Genomic DNA, 18336 nt, shown 5'->3' with positions numbered 1-18336 from the left:
GAAAGGGATATATAAATGAAAGAACTTATAAACTGGCTGGCCGATCCGATTAGATCATTCCCGATTACGACGGTCCTATTCTTCTTCATGATGAAGTACTATCGTGTTGTAGGTAGTAAGAAGTTTGCTAAATGGGCACTTATTATTGCTGCACCGGTTGTTGTTTGGTTTTGTATGGATGCAAACTTTAGAGCAATTATCCTATGGCCAGATAATATTCCAATTAACATTATTATCGTTCTTATTGCTTGGCTTACTTGGTATGCACTTTATAGAGCTGCTGAGAATGACAAGAGAATTGAAAATGGTGAGTGTCCGATTGAGGCACTTCCTGAAAATAGAGAGAAAGTATGGGTATGGCCTAACTTAGTTTTCACTGAGTTAATGTGTATGATCGGTACAACAATCTTCTTAGTTGTTTGGGCAATTATTTTTAAAGCTCCACTAGAAGAACCAGCAAACACGACTTGGGCACCTAACCCTGCAAAAGCTCCATGGTACTTCCTTGGTCTTCAAGAAATGCTTGTTTATTTCGATCCTTGGATGGCAGGGGTTGTTCTTCCAGGTCTTATCCTTGTAGGTCTTATTGCAATTCCATATATTGATACGAACCCGAAGGGGAATGGTTACTTCACAATTAAAGAAAGACCAATCGCTATGTGGGGATTCTTATATGGTTGGATTGTTCTTTGGATGTACCTAATTATCGTTGGTACTTTCTTACGTGGACCAAACTGGACATTCTATGGTCCATTTGAGTTCTGGGACTTCCACAAGGTTGTTTCTGAATACAACGTAAACCTTTCTGAATTTGTATGGCTTAAGTGGCTTAACACTCCAATGCCTTCAAATATCGTTGTTAGAGAGATTGTAGGTATAATCCTAACTCTTGGTTACTGTTGTGTACTTCCTGTTGCGATTGCTAAATCGAAATATGGAAAGAAGATTATCGAGAACACTGGTCAGATTAGATACTATATTTTCATCATCCTTGTACTTGGTATGACATCACTACCAATCAAGATGGTTCTTAGATGGCTATTTAGCTTAAAGTATATTATCGCTCTACCAGAGTGGGAACTTAACCTATAAGCGAATCTGGATATAGATATATAAAGATACTTAAAGAAGAAGTAATAAAGGGTATATAAAAATGTCAAAGAAACATGAGCCAGGCATGGCCTATGATATGAAAAAACTGAATAAGATCTTCGCGATCTTTTCACTGGTTCTTTTGGTTACGGTAATATGGGTATTCCTAGATGATTACATGAGACCATGGAAAGCAATTCAAATCGAGGCAATGAAGATTGAAAAAGAAAAAATTGCCAAAGATATTGCTGAAGAAGAAGCAAAGATCAGTGCTGAAAAAGTAAAGGTTCTTAATGATGAATTAGCAGCAGCTAAAAAATCAGTTGAAGCTAAGGGCAAAGAAATTTCAAAAATTGAAGCTGAGCTTGATCAGGTAATTAAAGATATTAAGAAAGAGCAGATCGTTAACGGTCGTCTGAATTCAGACGTTGCTGCCCTTGCATTTAATTATGGTGTTGCTCACGCTGAACACGCGCCAAATGCTCACTCTTTATTTGAGAAACTTCAAGAAAATAAAAAGAAGTTTGCTTTATCTACTGATAAGAAAAAAGCACTTCAAACTAAAGAAAAGAACTTAAAGAGACAACTAGCGGCTTTTAATGCTGATATTGATTCAGTTAATAAGAAAATCAACGGTATTGTTGGTCGACTTGAGCTTCTTAAAGGTGCTGAAAAAAGAAAGGAAGTAACTCCTGTCTTCGCACTTAGAAACCTACCTTTTATCGACTTTATGGACCCAACTGTTAAGGTTCAACAGGTTGTATTAGAAAATATTACTGATGACAGATTTTTCCAACACGTACCTAAAGTTGATCGTTGTATGACTTGTCACACTTTCATTGACAAGCCTGGTTACGAAAATCAACCAAACCCACATAAGACTCACCCTAACTTAGACCTAATGGTTGGAGCTAACGGTAAGCACCCAATGAAAAATTTTGGTTGTACTTCTTGTCACGGTGGTGAAGGGCATAGAGTTAATGACTTTAATGCAGCTGCTCACATGCCAGCAACTGAAGAACAAAAACAAGATTGGATTGCTAAGTACAACTGGCATGAGCCACACAAGGTACCTATCGTACAATTAAGACGTGGTGACTATGAAGCTGGATGTGTTAAGTGTCACAGTGGTGTTCAATATATTCCACAAGCGACAACTCTAAATGAAGGTCGTCGTTCATTAGAAAAATTTGGTTGTTATGCTTGTCATAAAATTGAAGGTTGGGAGCATAAGAGAAAGCCAGGTCCAAGTTTAGAAAAGATCGCAGCAAAGCTTGATAAAGAATTCTTTAAGAACTGGGTTTGGGAACCAAAAGCATTTAATAAACATGCAAAAATGCCTCAGTTCTTCATGAATGATAACAATAGCTCTCCAGAGTTCGTTAAGAAGAATATTGCTGAAGTAAATGCGATCGCTGAAGTAATTTACGCACAGTCTGAAAGCTATAAGCCTTTCATGAAATATACTGGTGGTAATAAAGAAAAAGGTAAGCAACTTGTTGGTGAAATCGGATGTCTTGCTTGTCACGGTGTCAAAGATTTTGCTCTAGAGTCTCAAAAGGTTGATGCTCACAAAGGTCCATACCTAGATGGAATTGGTTCTAAAGTTAAAGATGCTAACTGGATGGCTTCATGGCTTAAAAACCCAAGTCACTTCCAAGAAGATACAATCATGCCTTCTTTCAGACTATCTGATAGAGAAGTTAATGATATTACTGCATACCTAATGAGCCTAAAGAATGATCAATTCGAAAAGCTTAAGTTTGCAGATATGGATAAAGGTGCAAGAGACGAGATCCTTGTAACTTACTTCTCAGCGTTTGATACTGTTGAAGTTGCAAAAGCTAAGCTTGCAACAATGAGTGACCACGAAAGAACAATGGAATTAGGTCGTCGTTCAATCGGTAAATATGGTTGTTACTCATGTCACAATATTAAAGGTTTTGAAGATCGTGCACCAATTGGTCCAGAGCTTTCAAAAATTGGTTCTAAGCCTCTAACTCAATTTGGTTTCTCTCATGAGAAAGTTGAGCACTCAAGAGAAGCTTGGATTAAAGCGCACTTATTAAATCCAAGAAGATGGGATAATGGTGTAGATAAGCCATTTAAAGATCTACTAAGAATGCCTCAGTTCCACATGAGCGAAAAAGATGCTGCGCTAATTACAACAGCTCTTATCGGTCAAGTTGATCAGAAGATCCCTCTTAAAGGTGTTAAGAGATACGACGCTGCTGAAACTGTTGCAAATGAAGGTATGAAAGTTGCTGTTAAGTTTAACTGTATTGGATGTCACCAAATTGATGGTGAGTTCGGTGATATGCTGAAAATTTACGATGATGTAAACGAAGCGCCACCACGTCTAGTTGAACAAGGGCACAGAGTACAAGCTGATTGGTTCCATTACTTCCTTGGTGATGTATATGAAATTCGTCCATGGCTTAAGTTAAGAATGCCTTCTTTCAACATGAGTAAAGAAGAAAAAGAGAAACTTGTTGATATGTTCCGTGTAAAAGCTGACCAACCAATTTTTGATAAAAATGAAAAAGTTGTTTGGGAAAGTAAGGAAGAGAGACGTGCGGCCGTTAAACTATTTAATGACCTAGCATGTGCTTCATGTCACACAACTGGATTCAATAGCGATCAAGCACTTGCTCCAGATCTTCACTTTGCTAAGAGAAGACTAAGAAAGAGCTGGATTAAGAAGTGGCTTGAAGGTCCAGATAAGATTATGCCTGGTACTACAATGCCATCTTTCTGGCCAGAAGGAGAGGCTGCAGATCCAGAACTTCTTGACGGTGATGCTAAGAGACAAATCGAAGCAGTTACTAAGTACGTACTTGAGTTAGGAAGTGATTTTTACTCACCAAAAGCTAAGAAAGCTGGAAAGAGATAACGGGAGTTTATAAATGGCAGGACATGCTAATACAAAAGATTTAGTTCATGACGGTGTAATTAGTTATCCAAATGACCCTCAATTTGGGCACGCAAGTCCAAATAAAATTGGGATGTGGTTATTTCTTGGAACTGATGCCATGTCATTTTCAGGCTTACTAATTGCTTATGCTGTACTTCGTGCAACTAAGCATTGGCCAAACCCTGTAGAAGCTCTTGGTGGAGTACACCTTTCAGGGATTATGACTTTCATTCTAATTTGTTCTTCTGTTTCAATGGTTATGGCAATTGATGCTGTAAAAATGAGACAACCAAAAGCAATTAGAGGATGGCTTTTAGCTACAATTATTGGTGGTGTAATCTTCCTTGGTATCCAAGCGTATGAGTACGTACACCTAATGTCAGATATGGGGATGACATTCTCAACTTATGAGCATGGAAATAACTTATTCTCGTCGACATTCTTTGCAATTACTGGTTTCCACGGACTACACGTACTATCGGGTGTAATATTTCTTATTTACATGTATGTACTTGCCCTTAAAGGACGTTTTGACAAAGGTGACTATGGACTTCTTGAAGTTTGTGGTCTCTTCTGGCACTTCGTTGACCTTGTTTGGATTCTAGTATTTACATTTATTTACTTAATTTAATGAGTGAACATATGTTGTAAGAAAGGCCCTACTTATGTAGGGCCTTTTTTGTTTTGGGCTAAAAAAATGGACTAAGCCTTCCGAAAGGTATATAAGGCAATTATATGAAAAGTTTCTTATTACCAATTGGCATATTAATTCTAGTACTATTTTCAGACTACGTTTTTGCGTGTCCTGGTTGTGCTGGATCTATGAATAATCCAAAGGATGCAAGGCTTGTTTGGATTCTTGTAACTTTCATTGGCCTAATCTATATTCCGTTTTTTATTCTTTATAAAACAATTCATAAATATAGAAAAAACTCAGTAGCTTCTAGGATTCATGAAGAAGAACAACAGTAATTTTATCTATACTTTACTCTTTATACTAAGTGGATTAATTGCGCTCTTCTTGGTTTGGTTTATCTATTTTAAACCTGAAGCGGCCGTTAAGCTTTGGTGGGTTGATTATCTACCAATGGTAAATGCTGTATTAAATTCAATTTCTGCGAGTTTGCTATTTGTAGGTTGGAGATTTATTAAGAATAAGAATGTCTCGGCACATATTAAATGTATGTCTGGGGCCACAGCAACTTCTGCACTATTTCTTATTTCTTATCTTCTTTATCATCACTTTCATGGTGATACTAAATTTATCGCACAGGGTTTTGTGAGACCTGTATACTTTGCGATTCTTATTTCTCACGTTCTTTTAAGTATCGTGATGTTACCAATGATTTTAATTACTCTATGGAATGCACTGACTGGAAGTTTCAAGAGTCATAAAAAATGGGCAAAGTGGACTTTACCCATTTGGCTTTATGTTTCAGTAACAGGTGTTTTAATCTTTTTCTTTTTGAAATATCTTAATTATTAGATTCTTTCTTTGCTTTCTTTCTCTCTTCAGCATCAAGTCTTGATTTTGGTAGTACTGCTTCGTGCGGAGAAACAACAACTTTTTCACCGATAATGACGTCACCCATAATTGAAGCTTTTAACCCAACTGTTGCACCTCTTTTAATTACAGTTGGTGCAATAACTAGAAAACCTGCTTGAGCATAGTGAGCAAAGATTGTTGCAGAGCCACCAATTGTCACATAGTCCTCAAGTGTAATGAGGCATGGGTCGGAGATATTTGTTGTATTGATGACACAATTTTTTCCAATCTTCATCCCCATCATTCGATAGAATAGAGTGATAATTGGTGTTGCTTGAAAGAAATCTAAAACTGTGTAGCGAACTAATTGTGTTAAAGCATTATGGTAATACCAAGGAAGAGTTTCTAATGAAATCCAACTTCCTTTAAATGGTTTCATTTTAAGCGGATAGATCCAGTTAAAGAATGGAACGATAAAGATAAGTGTTAATGCATAGGCTGCGTAGGACATTACAAATGCAAATGACATCGCAAGAGCTTGAATAAGGAAGTGCTGGCCTGCAACGCTTTCATATGCAGTCGTTAAAAAAATATAGCCGGGAGTTAACCCAAGAGTAATACAAATAATGTAAACAACAATTGGAGGTAGCATTGCTGCCATGTAACCAATTGCTTGGTTCTTTCTAAAAATATTCTCTAATACTTTAGCAAGACCTTTTTTGTTAGAGGCCCCTGATTGAAGCTCTTCTTGTGATTGCTTTTTCTTTTCTTCCATTTTTTCCTAACCAATATTTTTAATTATTTTAATAAGTTTAATTATATCATCACTATCTTGATAAATACTAAATCCAAAACGTAAAATATTTCGGCGATAATCAACATTTACATGATTCACCTTAAGGTTTGCTGCGTACTCTTCACATTCTTGTGATGTTGAAAATTTGAAAGCTATAAAATGACCTCTACTTGTTGTCGTCACGATTTTACTTTCTAATTTTGTTCCTAAGATACCAGTTAAGAAATCTATTTGATTTTTTTCAACGTGAGCATGAATGTCACGTACAGAAATGCTTTCTTTCTTCCAAAGGTTCAATACTGCATTCATGCGATAAATTGCGGTGAAATCCATCGTCGATCCAGCAAACCTAAATCCATCATTACTAAAAGGTACTTTATCTTCACTAAAATTTGTTAGATCTCCCATTTGCGCGAACCAACCAGTATTCTTTGGTGTAAGCTTTGTATTTTTAGGAGATATGAGAAAACATGACCCTTCACCGGAACCACAGTATTTATAACCGCCGGCCATATAAAAAATTCGATCTTCAATTTCTCTGAGATCAGTAGGAAGTGCCATGAATGCATGATAGGCATCAATAACAATTTCTGCCTTAGTATTAATTGAATTTACAAATGAGACGAGATCTTTAATTGCAAATCCAGAATTAAAAAATACTTGGCTAATAAAGATTAAATCGTATTTATCAGTGTTCGCTTCTTGTATGAAGTTTTCAAGAAAGCTCTCATTATTAGTATTCTTAATCTTTGTTACTTCAAAAATATCCTCTTCAGAAAGACGATTAATTTGGCGATCAAATGAGTAGAACTCACTATCTGTTGTTAAGATCTTTGCACCATGAGGCAGGGCCGAAAGAATACGGTATGCAAGCTCATGTGTATTTGGTGCAAATGTAATCTGTTCTGGTTTTGAAATATTTAAAACGTTTGCCATATTACTTTGTAGTTGAGCAAATTCATTTGAAAAAAACTTACTCCATTTCTCATCAACAAACTTAGCACTATCATCCCAGTATTTAATTTGCGCTTCTCTTGTGACATCTGGCCAATAGTGATGAGAGTGAGCGGCAAAGTGAAGTTTCCCTTCGTTCGCATTTAGAAATCTTTGAAAATATTTTTTATACATACTAATCTCTATAATTAAAGTTCATCGCTGTTTTTAATTTTTCTGGAAGAACCGGTCTTTGGGATCTTGGTATAATAAAAGTTGAAAGGTTAAAAAGATCGATAAACGATCGATTATTATCGGCCGCATCTTTTAAGTACTGATGCCCCGAAGATCCACCAGTTCCAATTTTTGTTCCAAGCATACGATGTGCCATCAGAGCATGCTTGTAGCGCCAAGTAGTAAAGTTTTCATCAATATCCATAAGGTGAGCTAGCACTGTGTATGGAAGAGTTAGTATTGGCTCATCTCGATAAAGAAGAACAAATAGTGCATTAAGGGTAGCTTTTTGAGAAAGTCTTCTTTTTCCCTCTTTTACTAATTTATTATATTCATCCGAATTAAACAGAGTTTCAAATGTATCTCGTGTACTTTGAAGATTTGCCTTTTGAATCTCTAATGCCTTTGGTGGAAGAGTTGCCATATTATCTAAGACTGTAAGCTCATCTCCACATAGCATATCTTCAACACATGACTGGTACTCACTCCAAAAATCAAATTCTGCATTAAAAGTGAATGGCATTCTTTCTAGCCACTTTTCAAGGGCCGAGAATAAAGTAGGCTCTTTTTCAATTTTTAGAAGTCTTTGCTTATCTTGCTCGTTCAGCCTTCCAAGGAAATATTCACGATCTACTTCTTTTCTTTGATTTGTCGACAGTCCCAATAGAATCTCAATTTCTCTAAATTGAACGCTTTGGAAACCTGAGGCAGGAACTAATAAATCCCTAAACTCAAGAAAGTCCATCGGAGTCATTGTTTCCATTACTTCCAATTGTCCCAAGAGAAGGGTTTGAACTTTTTTTATTCTCTCAAGCCTTGAGCAAACAGTTGAAAGAAATGATTCTTCAACCTTATCTACTGAGAAAATTTTTTTTATCGAGTTTAGCTCGTGAAGTATTTGTTTAAACCATAATTCATATACTTGATGCACAACTATAAAGAGTGTTTCATCATGCGCCTCGTCTCCATATTTTTTAGAGAGAGGATTTTGCGTATCGAGTAATTTATTCAGTTCTAAATAGTCACCATAATAGACAGGTCCGTGATTTTTGTGCATATTGACTCCTAATATAGAAATACTATCCCATCACTTTGAAATTGAAAATTATTCATATTTCTAGTTGGGTTAAGAAAGTTGAAATCAAGTTGAAGTTGAAATGGAAAGTTCTAAAAAGTTACGATTCAAAAAGTTTTTGCCTGTAGTCATAATCACTGTTTTTGCACTTATTTTAATTGGAGGGATGGTCAGAAGTACTGGAGCCGGAATGGGCTGTCCAGATTGGCCAACTTGCTTTGGTCAAGTTGTTCCACCTACTAGTGTTGATCAGCTTCCTGCTGATTATCAGACTCGATTTGCAAAACCTGGCCGAATTGTAGCAGTTTTTAATCCTATTCATACGTGGACTGAGTACTTCAATAGGATGGCCGGTGTGTGGACAGGCATTGCTTCAATTATCTTATTTGTCCTTTCATTTGCTTATAAAAAAGAAAATAAGAAAGTTGTTTGGCTATCAGGCCTTGCTCTATTCTTAGTTGTTTTAAATGGTGGTGTTGGAGCAATGGTTGTAAAGTCGCACTTACATCCTGGGGTGATTACAATTCATATGCTTTTAGCGATATTTCTTGCGTTCGCACTTGCTCATTTAAGATATGAAGTGACGGAGATTAAGTTTCTTCGTAAGCATAATGTTGACCGCTACAAAGATTTCTTATGGGTTCTAGTTGGCCTTGTTGTGATTCAAATTGTTCTTGGAACACAAGTTAGAGAGCAAATTGATTTAATTACTAACACAGAGCCTAATTTAGCACGCTCTAATTGGGTTGATCGCCTTGATATGATCTTTTATATCCACCGCTCATTTTCAATTCTAATTCTTTTAGGCTTTTCTTATACGCTTAGAAAAATCATGGAAGAATTTAAAGATAACTCTTTTGTCCAAAAGAAGTGTATTTCTATTATGTTGGTTCTAATTGGTGTCATCACTGCAGGTGTAGTCCTAGCTTATCTGGCATTTCCAGCATTTGCTCAGCCTGTTCACTTATTATTTGCAATTTTACTATCATATTTTATTTATGAATTATTAATCATCCTTAAAAAATCACAAGAAGCGGAGCTGTAATGTATCGTACACTTGCCTTCATCAATATCTTATTAACATTAGGTTTAATTGTCATTGGTGGGTTAGTGAGTGCGGACTTCACTGGCCTAGAATGTACTTCTTGGCCAATTTGTTATGCAGCGACTGTTGATAAGTCATCAATATATCCAATTCTTCACAGAATATTTGCTGGAATTATTATTATTTTAAATACGTTTCTCTTTATAAAGCATCCAAAAGAGAAGTCTGTTCGTTTAGGCTTATTTCTTCTCGTTCTCCAGTCACTTCTAGGTGGGATAAACTTTATTTATAAATTACCTACTTTAGTTAGTGTTTTTCACTTAATTTTAAGCTTTGCCTATATCGCTATTTTTTCTCAGCTTTTTTATCCTACTGTAGAAAAACAAGAGCTGAATTTAAAAGGCTATTCACCTTCGGCAAAAGACCTTGTTTTTATTATGTTACTCATTGCTTTTATACAGTTTTTCTTTGGAGGAATTGTTCATCAAACGGCAACAAAAGATGTGTGTGGGCTAGGGGATAATATAAACATTTTATGTCAGACGGCAGAGGGTCTAAGTTTTTGGCCTTCAACTGTAGCTGCGCAAATTCATTCTCTTCATAAATACTTAGGAGTTCTTTTTCTAGGCTTCTTACTAGCTTTTCTTTTTAATATCAGAAAAACTATTTCACTCTTACACGGAAAAGCTTTAAAGCAATTTTCATTACTAACTGGAAGTTTAGTTGCTTTATTTCTTATTCACTTATTTAATGCAAAGAGATTGTTCTTACTTACTGATACAACTTACTTTCAAGTACTCCACCTGCTTTTAGCGGTTATCATTACTCTTAATCTTCTATTCTTATTCCAGTGGTTTAAACGCTTTGAAGAAATATATTTTGGTGGGTATAAGCACACAGTTGCAAGTGACTTATTAAGTTTAACAAAACCGCGTCTTGGCCTACTTGTTGTTTCGACAATTGTTTCGGGAATTCTTCTAACAGGACAATATGTCGATTTCTTCTATTTGATTAATGCATTAATTTTTTCAATTTTGATCGTGATGTCAGCAACTACAATTAATTGCTACATGGAAATTGAAGTTGATTCAAATATGGTCCGTACAAAAGATCGCGCTCTTCCTGCTGGGAGAATTAAACCGATTTACGCCGTTATTCAGGGGTGGATTCTTTTCATCCTTGGATTTAGCCTAACATACTTATATGTAAATAAAGTCACTGCATTGCTCGGTGCGTTGGCATTTTTTTCTTACCTTTATGTGTATACGCCAATGAAGAGAAAGAGTCCTGCTGCGTTATTTGTAGGAGCACTACCTGGTGCAATTCCTCCAGTAATGGGGCGCACAATTGTGACAGGTGAGATAGATGGTCTAGCGATTTTATTGTTTGCAATACTTTTTATTTGGCAGATCCCGCACTTCATGGCGATCTCAATTTACCATAAAGATGACTATAAAGAGGGTGATATTAAAGTATACCCCCATACCTATTCAGTGGCCAAGATGAAGACCTGTATTGCGCTTTGGACATTTTTACTAGCGCTAGTTGCTATTAGTGGATACTTCTTTGGTCTTAATTCTAAGAACTTTTTTATCGCCTCTTTGGTGGTGAATGGCGTATTTTTCGCGCAGAGTTTGCAAAGTTTTTTTATTCATGATGAGCCGAGTTATGTAGCTTGGGCCCGACAATATTTTTGGGGTTCTATAATCTATTTACCACTCTTGCTATCATTGATGATTTTCCTTAGCTAAATCGTGGAAAATGTTATAAAAAAGGGTTAAAATTTATCAATTCAAATTAATAAAGTATTTCAATAGAAGGAAGGTCTATGGGATTTTTGACACCTGTTTTAGCTACAGTTGTTAGTACAACTTCTAAGCAGATGAGTCTTTGGGAAAGAATGAAGCCACCTGAAGATATCTCTGTGCACGGTCACTTAATCGATTGGTTATTTGGCTACACTACTTACATGAACCTCTTTTTCTTCGCATTAGTATGTGCAGGATTATTTGGTTTCTCTTACTTTTATTCAGCAAAGAGACACCCGAAGCCTTACTATACTTACGGGAATAAGAAGATTCATATCATCATCGCGACTGTAATCGGTCTATCGGTATTCCTTGGAATCGATATGAACATTACAAGAATGTCGAATGAAGACTATGTAAATGTTTTTGCTAAGTGGCCAAAAGAGGACGAGAATCCACTTCGTATTCAAGCACTTGGTCAGCAATGGGCATGGCACTTTAGATATGCTGGTGCAGACAATGTTTTCAATACTGAAGATGATGTTGTTCAGTTAAATGACTTAAGACTGCCTATTGGTCGTAAAGTTGTTATTCAAGTACTTTCAAAAGATGTAATTCACTCACTATATTTTCCAAATGCTCGTCGTAAGGTTGATGCAATTCCTGGTCGTTTAACTCGTCTATGGTTTGAACCAACTAAAGCTGGTACTTGGGATATTGCTTGTGCAGAGATGTGTGGAACATATCACTATAGAATGAAAGCTTCTCTTACTACTTACTCTCAAGAAGACTATGCTGCTTGGATTGCAGAGGCTCAAGAGAAAGCTATTCATGAGAATGACCCTGAAAACCCTGAATTATTCTGGGGTTGGAAGTGGCAGTACTAATTACAAGATAACTTTTAGGAGAATATAAAATGGCATTTTTCGAGCAACATATTCACTCAGAGCCAAAGACTTTCATCTCAAAGTATATTTTTTCTTATGATCACAAAGTGATCGGAAAACAATTTCTTTGGTACGGAATCATCGGCCTTGGTTTAGGTGGGATGATGGCCCTTATGATTCGCTGGACACTAGCGTTTCCTGGAGAGGCATTCCCAATTTTAGGTAACTTACTTTTCCCTTCAACAGGAGGAGTCGTTCCACCAGATACGTACGCGATGCTTTTCACTATGCACGGTACGATCATGATCTTCTACGCTATTACACCAATTCTAATTGGGGCGTTTGGAAACTATCTTATCCCACTGCAAATTGGGGCAAGAGATATGGTCTTTCCTTTACTTAATATGCTTTCTTTTTGGATTGCAGCTGCTTCAGCGTTAATCCTTGTTGCATCTCTATGTTTACCATTAGGTGCTGCAGCAGGTGGTTGGACTTCATACCCAACTTTATCGACGCTAATTGGTTCACCAGGGGCCGGGCAAACTCTTTGGACGCTTGCTCTTTTCCTTCTTGGTGTTTCTTCTACAATGGGTGCAGTTAACTATATTACTACGGTTATCGTTCTTAGAGCTCCGGGGATGGGATACTTTGATATGCCATTATCTGTTTGGGGTCTATGGCTTACAGCTATTCTAAACGCGATTTTCCTTCCAGTTCTTGGTGCAGGTCTTTTACTTCTATTATTTGACCGTGTTTTTGGAACAACTTTCTTCCTAGCTGGTGCTGCTGCAACAACTGGGACAGGTGATCCAATCCTTTACCAACACGTATTCTGGATTTTCGGTCACCCTGAAGTATATATTCTAATTCTTCCAGCATGGGGGATTGTATCTGACTTACTTTCTTTCTTTGCAAGAAAACCAGCATTTGGTGCGAAGGCAACTGCGCTTTCAATGACTTCGATTACAATTCTTTCAACAATTGTATATGGTCACCACATGTATACGACTCAAATGAGTCCACTTTTAACTCAAACATTCATGACTCTTACTATGACGATTTCGATTCCATCTGCAATTTTCTTTGCAAACTGGTTAGGGACTATCTGGAAAGGGTCGATCAAATTTGATACTCCAATGATCTTCTCTCTTGGTGTTGTATTCGTATTTGGTCTTGGTGGTCTAACTGGTCTATATCTAGCAACAGTTACAACAGACCTTTACCTACACGATACATACTTTGTAGTTGGTCACTTCCACTATACAATGGCAGCTTCTGTTCTTCTTGGTGGATATGCAGCAATTTATTTCTGGATGCCGAAAATGTTTGGTAAATTCCTAAATGAATTCTGGGGTAAGGTACACTTTTGGATCACAATGATTGGTCTAAATGGTGTATTCATGGGAATGATGATTGTTGGATACGCTGGTATGCACAGACGTCTTTACAACCCATTTGTTTACGAATTCATGGAAAGACTAATCCCAATTAATGCATTTGTTACTTACTCTGCATTACTTATGGGTCTAGGACAGATTCCTTTCGTAATCAACTTCGTTTACACAATTTTCTTTAAGAAAGAAAAAGAGCCAGTACCTAATAATCCTTGGAATGTAGGTACTCTAGAGTGGACAATTCCATCACCTTCACCAGTTTATAACTTCAAAGAAGTTCCTGTTGTTAAGTGTGGACCACACGAATTAGGAAATCCAAATCTTCCAGAAGGTAAGGACTTCCAATATCAAACTGAAGAATTAGTTGAGGCGTAATTAGAATGAACCAGGTAATGTCGAATAAAGAACTAGAAGCGAGAAAGATTACATCATCAATTGCGATGATCGTCTTACTTGTTTCTTTTACAATGCTCTTTGCTTCAATGTTACTTGGTTATTCTGTTTATCGTCTAACTGTCGATGTATGGCCACCTATGGGAATGCCGAGAATACCTCTAACAATCCCAGTGGTTAGTACAATAGTTATTGCGTTAAGCTCTGTGACTCTAGTGTTATTTGAATCAGCATTCAATAAACAAAACACTAAGGCCATGAGACTTTACTACGCTCTAACATACTTATTAGGTCTGGGTTTCATGTTTGTTCAATGGGAACTTTGGAACTCAATGGCCGCGATGGGACTTCAAGCTTCTGGCGGAGTTTTTCCATCACTATTTTATGCACTAACTTGGACACATGCTGCGCATATTGTTCTTGGTTTAATTGCACTTGTTTTTCTTCTTCCTGTATCAATCAAAGGCTACAGTATGGAGAAGGTAACTTGGGTACAGAATGTATCTAAGTTTTGGCACTTTTTAGGTGTCGTTTGGTTAGTAATGTTTATCGTTATGTTTGTATTTTAAGAGGATAGCTATGAAGAAAATGGCATTAACTTTAACAGCAATGTTTACAATTTTATCTTTGGTTTCTTGCCAGGAAAACCACTTCAAAGAAGATAAAGTATTCGCAGGTGGCCTCTATGTTGAGAAAGATGTTCTTAATAGAGGGAAACAAATTTACACTGAATACTGTATGCCTTGTCACGGTGTTAACGGTGACGGAAAAGGTGTAGCAGCTAAGGCAATGAAAGTTCCACCACGTGACTTTACTAAAGGTGTCTTCAAATTTGGAGAAGTTGAAGCGGGAACTCTTCCACACGATAAGCACTTATACAAGATTCTTGAGAAAGGTCTGCATGGAACAGCAATGCTTCCTTGGGACTTAACTGAAGATCAAATGTTTGAAGTTGTTCAATACATCAAGACTTTCGCTCCATCTGTTTGGGAAGGTAAAGATAAAGAACTTGGTAAACAAGTTACTCTTGGTAAAAACCCATATGGTGTTGCTCACATTCAGTCCGCTATTGAAGAAGGTAAAAAAGTTTACCACTCAGATGCAATGTGCTGGTCATGTCACAGAGCTTATGTCCCTAAAATGGAGTTAGCACAGTTAACAGGTATGAGTGAAGGTGACTTCTCTGATGCTGATTATCAGTCAAAACTTCAAGAGACAGAGTGGGGATTTAAATCTCTTCCTCCTGACTTTACATGGAACACAATTCGTTCAGCAGATACAGTTGAAGAGATTGCTCTTCGTTTAGCTGCTGGTGTTGGTGGTACGGCTATGGCCGCATGGAAAGGTACTCTTACTGATGACCAAATCTGGGCCGTTGCACACTACGTAGACTACCTAAAGAGTTTAAAAGATACAGAAGCTCGTAAAGAGTTAATGGATCGTATAAAAAATCAATAAGAGTTAAATAATGACTAGTTTAGGTATAAAAAGATCAAATTCTCTAATCGAAACGCTTGTCTCAAAGAAGGCGTTTTGGTTAGTTTTTGTTCTTTATTTCTTTTCTGTACCTTTTTTAAAATCGGTTTTCAGAGAACTTCCTCCTGAGCTACCAGTCGTAAAAGAACTGCCGGCCTTTTCACTTACAAATAGTTTTGGAAAAACATTTGGATCTAAAGAATTAGAAGGACGTGTTTATATTGCGAACTTCATTTTTACAAATTGTCCGTCAAGCTGTCTTAGACTTACGGCCGAGATGCAAAAAATTCAAAAAAGAGTAAGAGGTTTAGGGCAAAAAGTTGCTCTCGTTTCATTTACTGTGGATCCTGAAACAGATAACCCTAAAACGCTATTCAAGTACGCTAGGAAACATCAAGCGAACCCTTATATTTGGACTTTCTTAACTGGAAAGACTGAAGATATGCAAGCTACAATCATAGACGGCTTTGGAACAGAGATGGGAAAAATGCAAGAAGTCGAAGCTAATGTTAATGGTGAAACGGTAACAATGTTTGATATTGCACACTCTGAAAAGCTTGTTCTTGTTGATGGACATGGTAAAATTAGAGGTTATTACGATTCAACTAGTAAAGATATTAATAAGCTAATGATTGATCTTGGTTTATTAGTGAATAAAGAACAATACTTAAAAAATTAATTTATTATAAATGGAGAATAAAATGGCTGAAGGCGCACATCATTCACACAAGAAATTATATATTTTTATTTTCTTCGTTCTAACATTCCTAACAGTTGTGGAACTAATCATCCCTGGGATGACAAATATTGCAAAATTTTACCGAGATAGTGCACTCGTTGTTTTAGCTTTAGGAAAAGCTTTCCTAGTTGCTTACTACTTCATGCACTTAAATGAAGAAACAAAGTGGACTCGTTTTGTTGCTGCAATTCCTATTTCAGCTGGAGTTTACGCTACTGTGCTTATTTTAGAATCAATGTTTAGATAATAAGACAAAAAGGAGTTTGTATGTCTGAAAACACAAATACGACTACGCAACAAGAAGTACCAAGTAAAGAACCATTACCTGTAAAAGACGGACAATTTACTGCAAAAACAAGTTGGATCATTGGATTCTTAATTGTTGGGCTCCTGATTTTAAAAACATTCATTTATACAAAAGATAAAAAAAGACACGGAAAATAAAAAAAGCCTGCAATAATTTGCAGGCTTTTTTTTTATTAACTAGTAGCTATTTCTACAATCAAATCTCTATTGCTTATTCTTTCTATTCTAATTCCATCATGACCAGAATTGTTTTCAAATTTTCATTTTTGATCACCTAATATTACAGGTCTATGTTTTGTAAAAAATCAATCAATTCTTCATGATCTCTTAAATATGTTTTTTATTATTTAAAAAAAGAAAACTAGTAATCGAATATAAAAAATTACTTTCTTTTAACGTTTGTTGAGCATGGTTTGTCACAGTACAAATTAGTTTATTCTCACCTCATTGTGTAATAGGGCCAAGTCGTTTCAACATTCTTATATTCTTTTTATAACCATAATTACCTACACCTAAACGATGTAAAAACAATTCATCAATCGTTGTTTTTTTACATTCATATTTCATACAACGAATAAAAGTAGATAACTTATTTTCTCGTTTTTTTATTTCAAACTGAATTGAGTATTAGTGCGCAGTAATTGTTTTCGTTAAACTATAGATAGGAAATTTATCACTTTTAAACTTAGTATTAACGTTGTTAGCAAGTAACTTAAAACATTTATTTGTTCGATATGAAAGGCGATAAAGACAGTTTAAATTATTCAATATTATTTTAATTTTTTTATTCATTTATAATAAAAAAGCCTGCAAATTGCAGGCTTATGTAATTCATATAAAGATTTAAATTATTCTATGTACTCAATGCTAATGATTTTATCACCCTTCTTAACTTTTTTTAAGATGTCTAAACCATCAACAACCTGACCAAATACAGTATACTTATTATCAAGATGCGGAAGTGCTGTTAGAGCTATATAGAACTGAGAATCAGCACTATTTTCATCTGTTAAAGTACGGGCCATGGCCATCGTTCCGGTAACATGACTTATATTATTAAATTCTGCTTGAATCTTTTTACCAGAACCACCGCTACCAGTAGCTGTAGGATCACCGGTTTGAATAACAAAGTTAGGTATTACACGATGGAATGATAAACCATCATAGAATCCACTTTGAATTAGCTGGATAATACGTGCAACAGTATTAGGTGCCTTTTTTGGGTAAAACTTAAACGTAATATTCCCATGAGAAGTCTTAATAATACCTTCTGATTCAGATAATCCAGTACGATCTACATTTATTTTAAAGACATCGACCTTTTTGTCCGATACCTCTTCCTGTGTTTTTATATCAGTGTTCTTAGTACATCCAATAAAGATGAAGAGAAACATGGATATTCTTACAAGCTTTACAATAGTCATTATTTAAATTCTCCTTTTCTAGTGAAATTATGATAGGAAATTAAAAAAAATGCAAAAAAAGTAAAAAAAAAGAAAAAAGAGTGTTGACATATGAAACGAGGTCACATAAATTACGTTTCACCTTGAGAGATGAACGAAACAAATCACTGCTTAAAACAGTGAGAGTTATCTTTGTGGGCGTGTAGCTCAGTTGGGAGAGCACCTGCTTTGCACGCAGGGGGTCGCAGGTTCGACTCCTGTCATGTCCACCATTTATTTCAAGAGGCTCTTTAACATTTTAATATAGTATAAAAGATTTGCTGCTTAGGTAGCAAACAAGATGAGAAGAAATCCAAAATAAGTTTTAAACGGTTTTTGAAAGATCTGACGTAACTGAATCATTGAAGTTACTTCA

Annotated in this window: 18 protein-coding genes and 1 tRNA gene; 15 read left to right on the top strand and 4 right to left on the bottom strand. The window is 36.1% G+C overall.

The window, feature by feature from the left end:
* The first annotated feature begins 15 nt into the window (after window positions 1–15).
* The 5 genes from ACRXC1_RS14800 (at window position 16) to ACRXC1_RS14780 (ending at window position 5492) form a co-directional block, all read left to right on the top strand.
* Window positions 16–1092: a cytochrome C gene (locus ACRXC1_RS14800; protein WP_433659961.1), complete on the top strand. Its 1077-nt coding sequence runs from the start codon at window positions 16–18 to the stop codon at window positions 1090–1092.
* A gap of 61 nt (window positions 1093–1153) precedes the next feature.
* The gene (locus ACRXC1_RS14795) at window positions 1154–3985 is read left to right on the top strand and encodes a c-type cytochrome (protein WP_433659959.1); all 2832 of its coding nucleotides are present in this window, start codon (window positions 1154–1156) and stop codon (window positions 3983–3985) included.
* Window positions 3986–3998: 13 nt separating this feature from the next.
* On the top strand, window positions 3999–4637 hold the full coding sequence (locus ACRXC1_RS14790; protein WP_021267400.1) for a cytochrome c oxidase subunit 3: 639 nt from the start codon (window positions 3999–4001) through the stop codon (window positions 4635–4637).
* A 104-nt stretch (window positions 4638–4741) separates the two neighbouring features.
* Window positions 4742–4978 carry a hypothetical protein gene (locus ACRXC1_RS14785; RefSeq protein ID WP_040314543.1) on the top strand — a complete coding sequence of 79 codons (237 nt, stop codon included), beginning with the start codon at window positions 4742–4744 and terminating at the stop codon, window positions 4976–4978.
* Window positions 4959–5492 carry a DUF420 domain-containing protein gene (locus ACRXC1_RS14780; RefSeq protein WP_433659957.1) on the top strand — a complete coding sequence of 178 codons (534 nt, stop codon included), beginning with the start codon at window positions 4959–4961 and terminating at the stop codon, window positions 5490–5492. The genes ACRXC1_RS14785 and ACRXC1_RS14780 overlap by 20 nt, the downstream gene beginning before the upstream one ends.
* On the opposite strand, the gene ACRXC1_RS14775 is transcribed toward ACRXC1_RS14780, so the two are convergent.
* From ACRXC1_RS14775 to ACRXC1_RS14765, 3 genes are read right to left on the bottom strand one after another with little or no spacing between them, the layout of a single operon-like run.
* Window positions 5482–6267: an acyltransferase gene (locus ACRXC1_RS14775; RefSeq protein ID WP_392911173.1), complete on the bottom strand. Its 786-nt coding sequence runs from the start codon at window positions 6265–6267 to the stop codon at window positions 5482–5484. The genes ACRXC1_RS14780 and ACRXC1_RS14775 overlap by 11 nt on opposite strands.
* A gap of 6 nt (window positions 6268–6273) precedes the next feature.
* Window positions 6274–7416 (bottom strand): aminotransferase class V-fold PLP-dependent enzyme, encoded by a 1143-nt coding sequence (locus tag ACRXC1_RS14770; protein ID WP_433659954.1) that lies wholly within the window; start codon window positions 7414–7416, stop codon window positions 6274–6276.
* 1 nt (window position 7417) lies between these two features.
* The gene (locus tag ACRXC1_RS14765) at window positions 7418–8512 is read right to left on the bottom strand and encodes a tryptophan 2,3-dioxygenase family protein (RefSeq protein ID WP_392911177.1); all 1095 of its coding nucleotides are present in this window, start codon (window positions 8510–8512) and stop codon (window positions 7418–7420) included.
* A gap of 100 nt (window positions 8513–8612) precedes the next feature.
* Here ACRXC1_RS14765 and ACRXC1_RS14760 point away from each other — a divergent pair, with 100 nt between their 5' ends.
* The 9 genes from ACRXC1_RS14760 (at window position 8613) to ACRXC1_RS14720 (ending at window position 16656) form a co-directional block, all read left to right on the top strand.
* Window positions 8613–9575 (top strand): COX15/CtaA family protein, encoded by a 963-nt coding sequence (locus ACRXC1_RS14760; protein WP_433659952.1) that lies wholly within the window; start codon window positions 8613–8615, stop codon window positions 9573–9575.
* Complete coding sequence (cyoE, locus tag ACRXC1_RS14755) at window positions 9575–11326, top strand: heme o synthase (protein WP_433659950.1); 1752 nt, start codon at window positions 9575–9577, stop codon at window positions 11324–11326. The genes ACRXC1_RS14760 and cyoE overlap by 1 nt, the downstream gene beginning before the upstream one ends.
* Before the next feature lie 77 nt (window positions 11327–11403).
* Window positions 11404–12210 (top strand): cytochrome c oxidase subunit II, encoded by an 807-nt coding sequence (locus ACRXC1_RS14750; protein ID WP_392911183.1) that lies wholly within the window; start codon window positions 11404–11406, stop codon window positions 12208–12210.
* A 29-nt stretch (window positions 12211–12239) separates the two neighbouring features.
* Window positions 12240–13979 carry a cytochrome c oxidase subunit I gene (locus ACRXC1_RS14745; protein ID WP_021267663.1) on the top strand — a complete coding sequence of 580 codons (1740 nt, stop codon included), beginning with the start codon at window positions 12240–12242 and terminating at the stop codon, window positions 13977–13979.
* Window positions 13980–13996: 17 nt separating this feature from the next.
* A complete protein-coding gene (locus ACRXC1_RS14740) occupies window positions 13997–14566 on the top strand; it encodes a cytochrome c oxidase subunit 3 (RefSeq protein ID WP_393095870.1) in 570 nt (189 codons plus the stop codon).
* 10 nt (window positions 14567–14576) lie between these two features.
* The gene (locus ACRXC1_RS14735; RefSeq protein WP_433659946.1) at window positions 14577–15455 is read left to right on the top strand and encodes a c-type cytochrome; all 879 of its coding nucleotides are present in this window, start codon (window positions 14577–14579) and stop codon (window positions 15453–15455) included.
* A gap of 10 nt (window positions 15456–15465) precedes the next feature.
* Entirely contained in the window at window positions 15466–16152 is a 687-nt protein-coding gene (locus ACRXC1_RS14730) for an SCO family protein (protein WP_433659944.1), read from the top strand.
* A gap of 22 nt (window positions 16153–16174) precedes the next feature.
* A complete protein-coding gene (locus tag ACRXC1_RS14725) occupies window positions 16175–16459 on the top strand; it encodes a cytochrome C oxidase subunit IV family protein (protein WP_433659942.1) in 285 nt (94 codons plus the stop codon).
* A gap of 20 nt (window positions 16460–16479) precedes the next feature.
* Window positions 16480–16656 (top strand): hypothetical protein, encoded by a 177-nt coding sequence (locus tag ACRXC1_RS14720; protein ID WP_392911194.1) that lies wholly within the window; start codon window positions 16480–16482, stop codon window positions 16654–16656.
* A gap of 710 nt (window positions 16657–17366) precedes the next feature.
* Here the strand turns inward: ACRXC1_RS14720 and ACRXC1_RS14715 are convergent.
* On the bottom strand, window positions 17367–17942 hold the full coding sequence (locus ACRXC1_RS14715; protein ID WP_392911196.1) for a peptidylprolyl isomerase: 576 nt from the start codon (window positions 17940–17942) through the stop codon (window positions 17367–17369).
* A gap of 175 nt (window positions 17943–18117) precedes the next feature.
* Between ACRXC1_RS14715 and ACRXC1_RS14710 the strand changes: the two genes are divergently transcribed.
* A tRNA-Ala gene (locus tag ACRXC1_RS14710) sits at window positions 18118–18193 on the top strand.
* Window positions 18194–18336: the final 143 nt, after the last annotated feature.

The organism is Halobacteriovorax sp. GFR8 (genome assembly GCF_050955245.1).
Lineage (GTDB): Bacteria > Bdellovibrionota > Bacteriovoracia > Bacteriovoracales > Bacteriovoracaceae > Halobacteriovorax_A.
The sequence above is the reverse complement of the archived record's forward strand: the minus strand, read 5'-3'. Positions and strand labels throughout refer to the sequence as shown.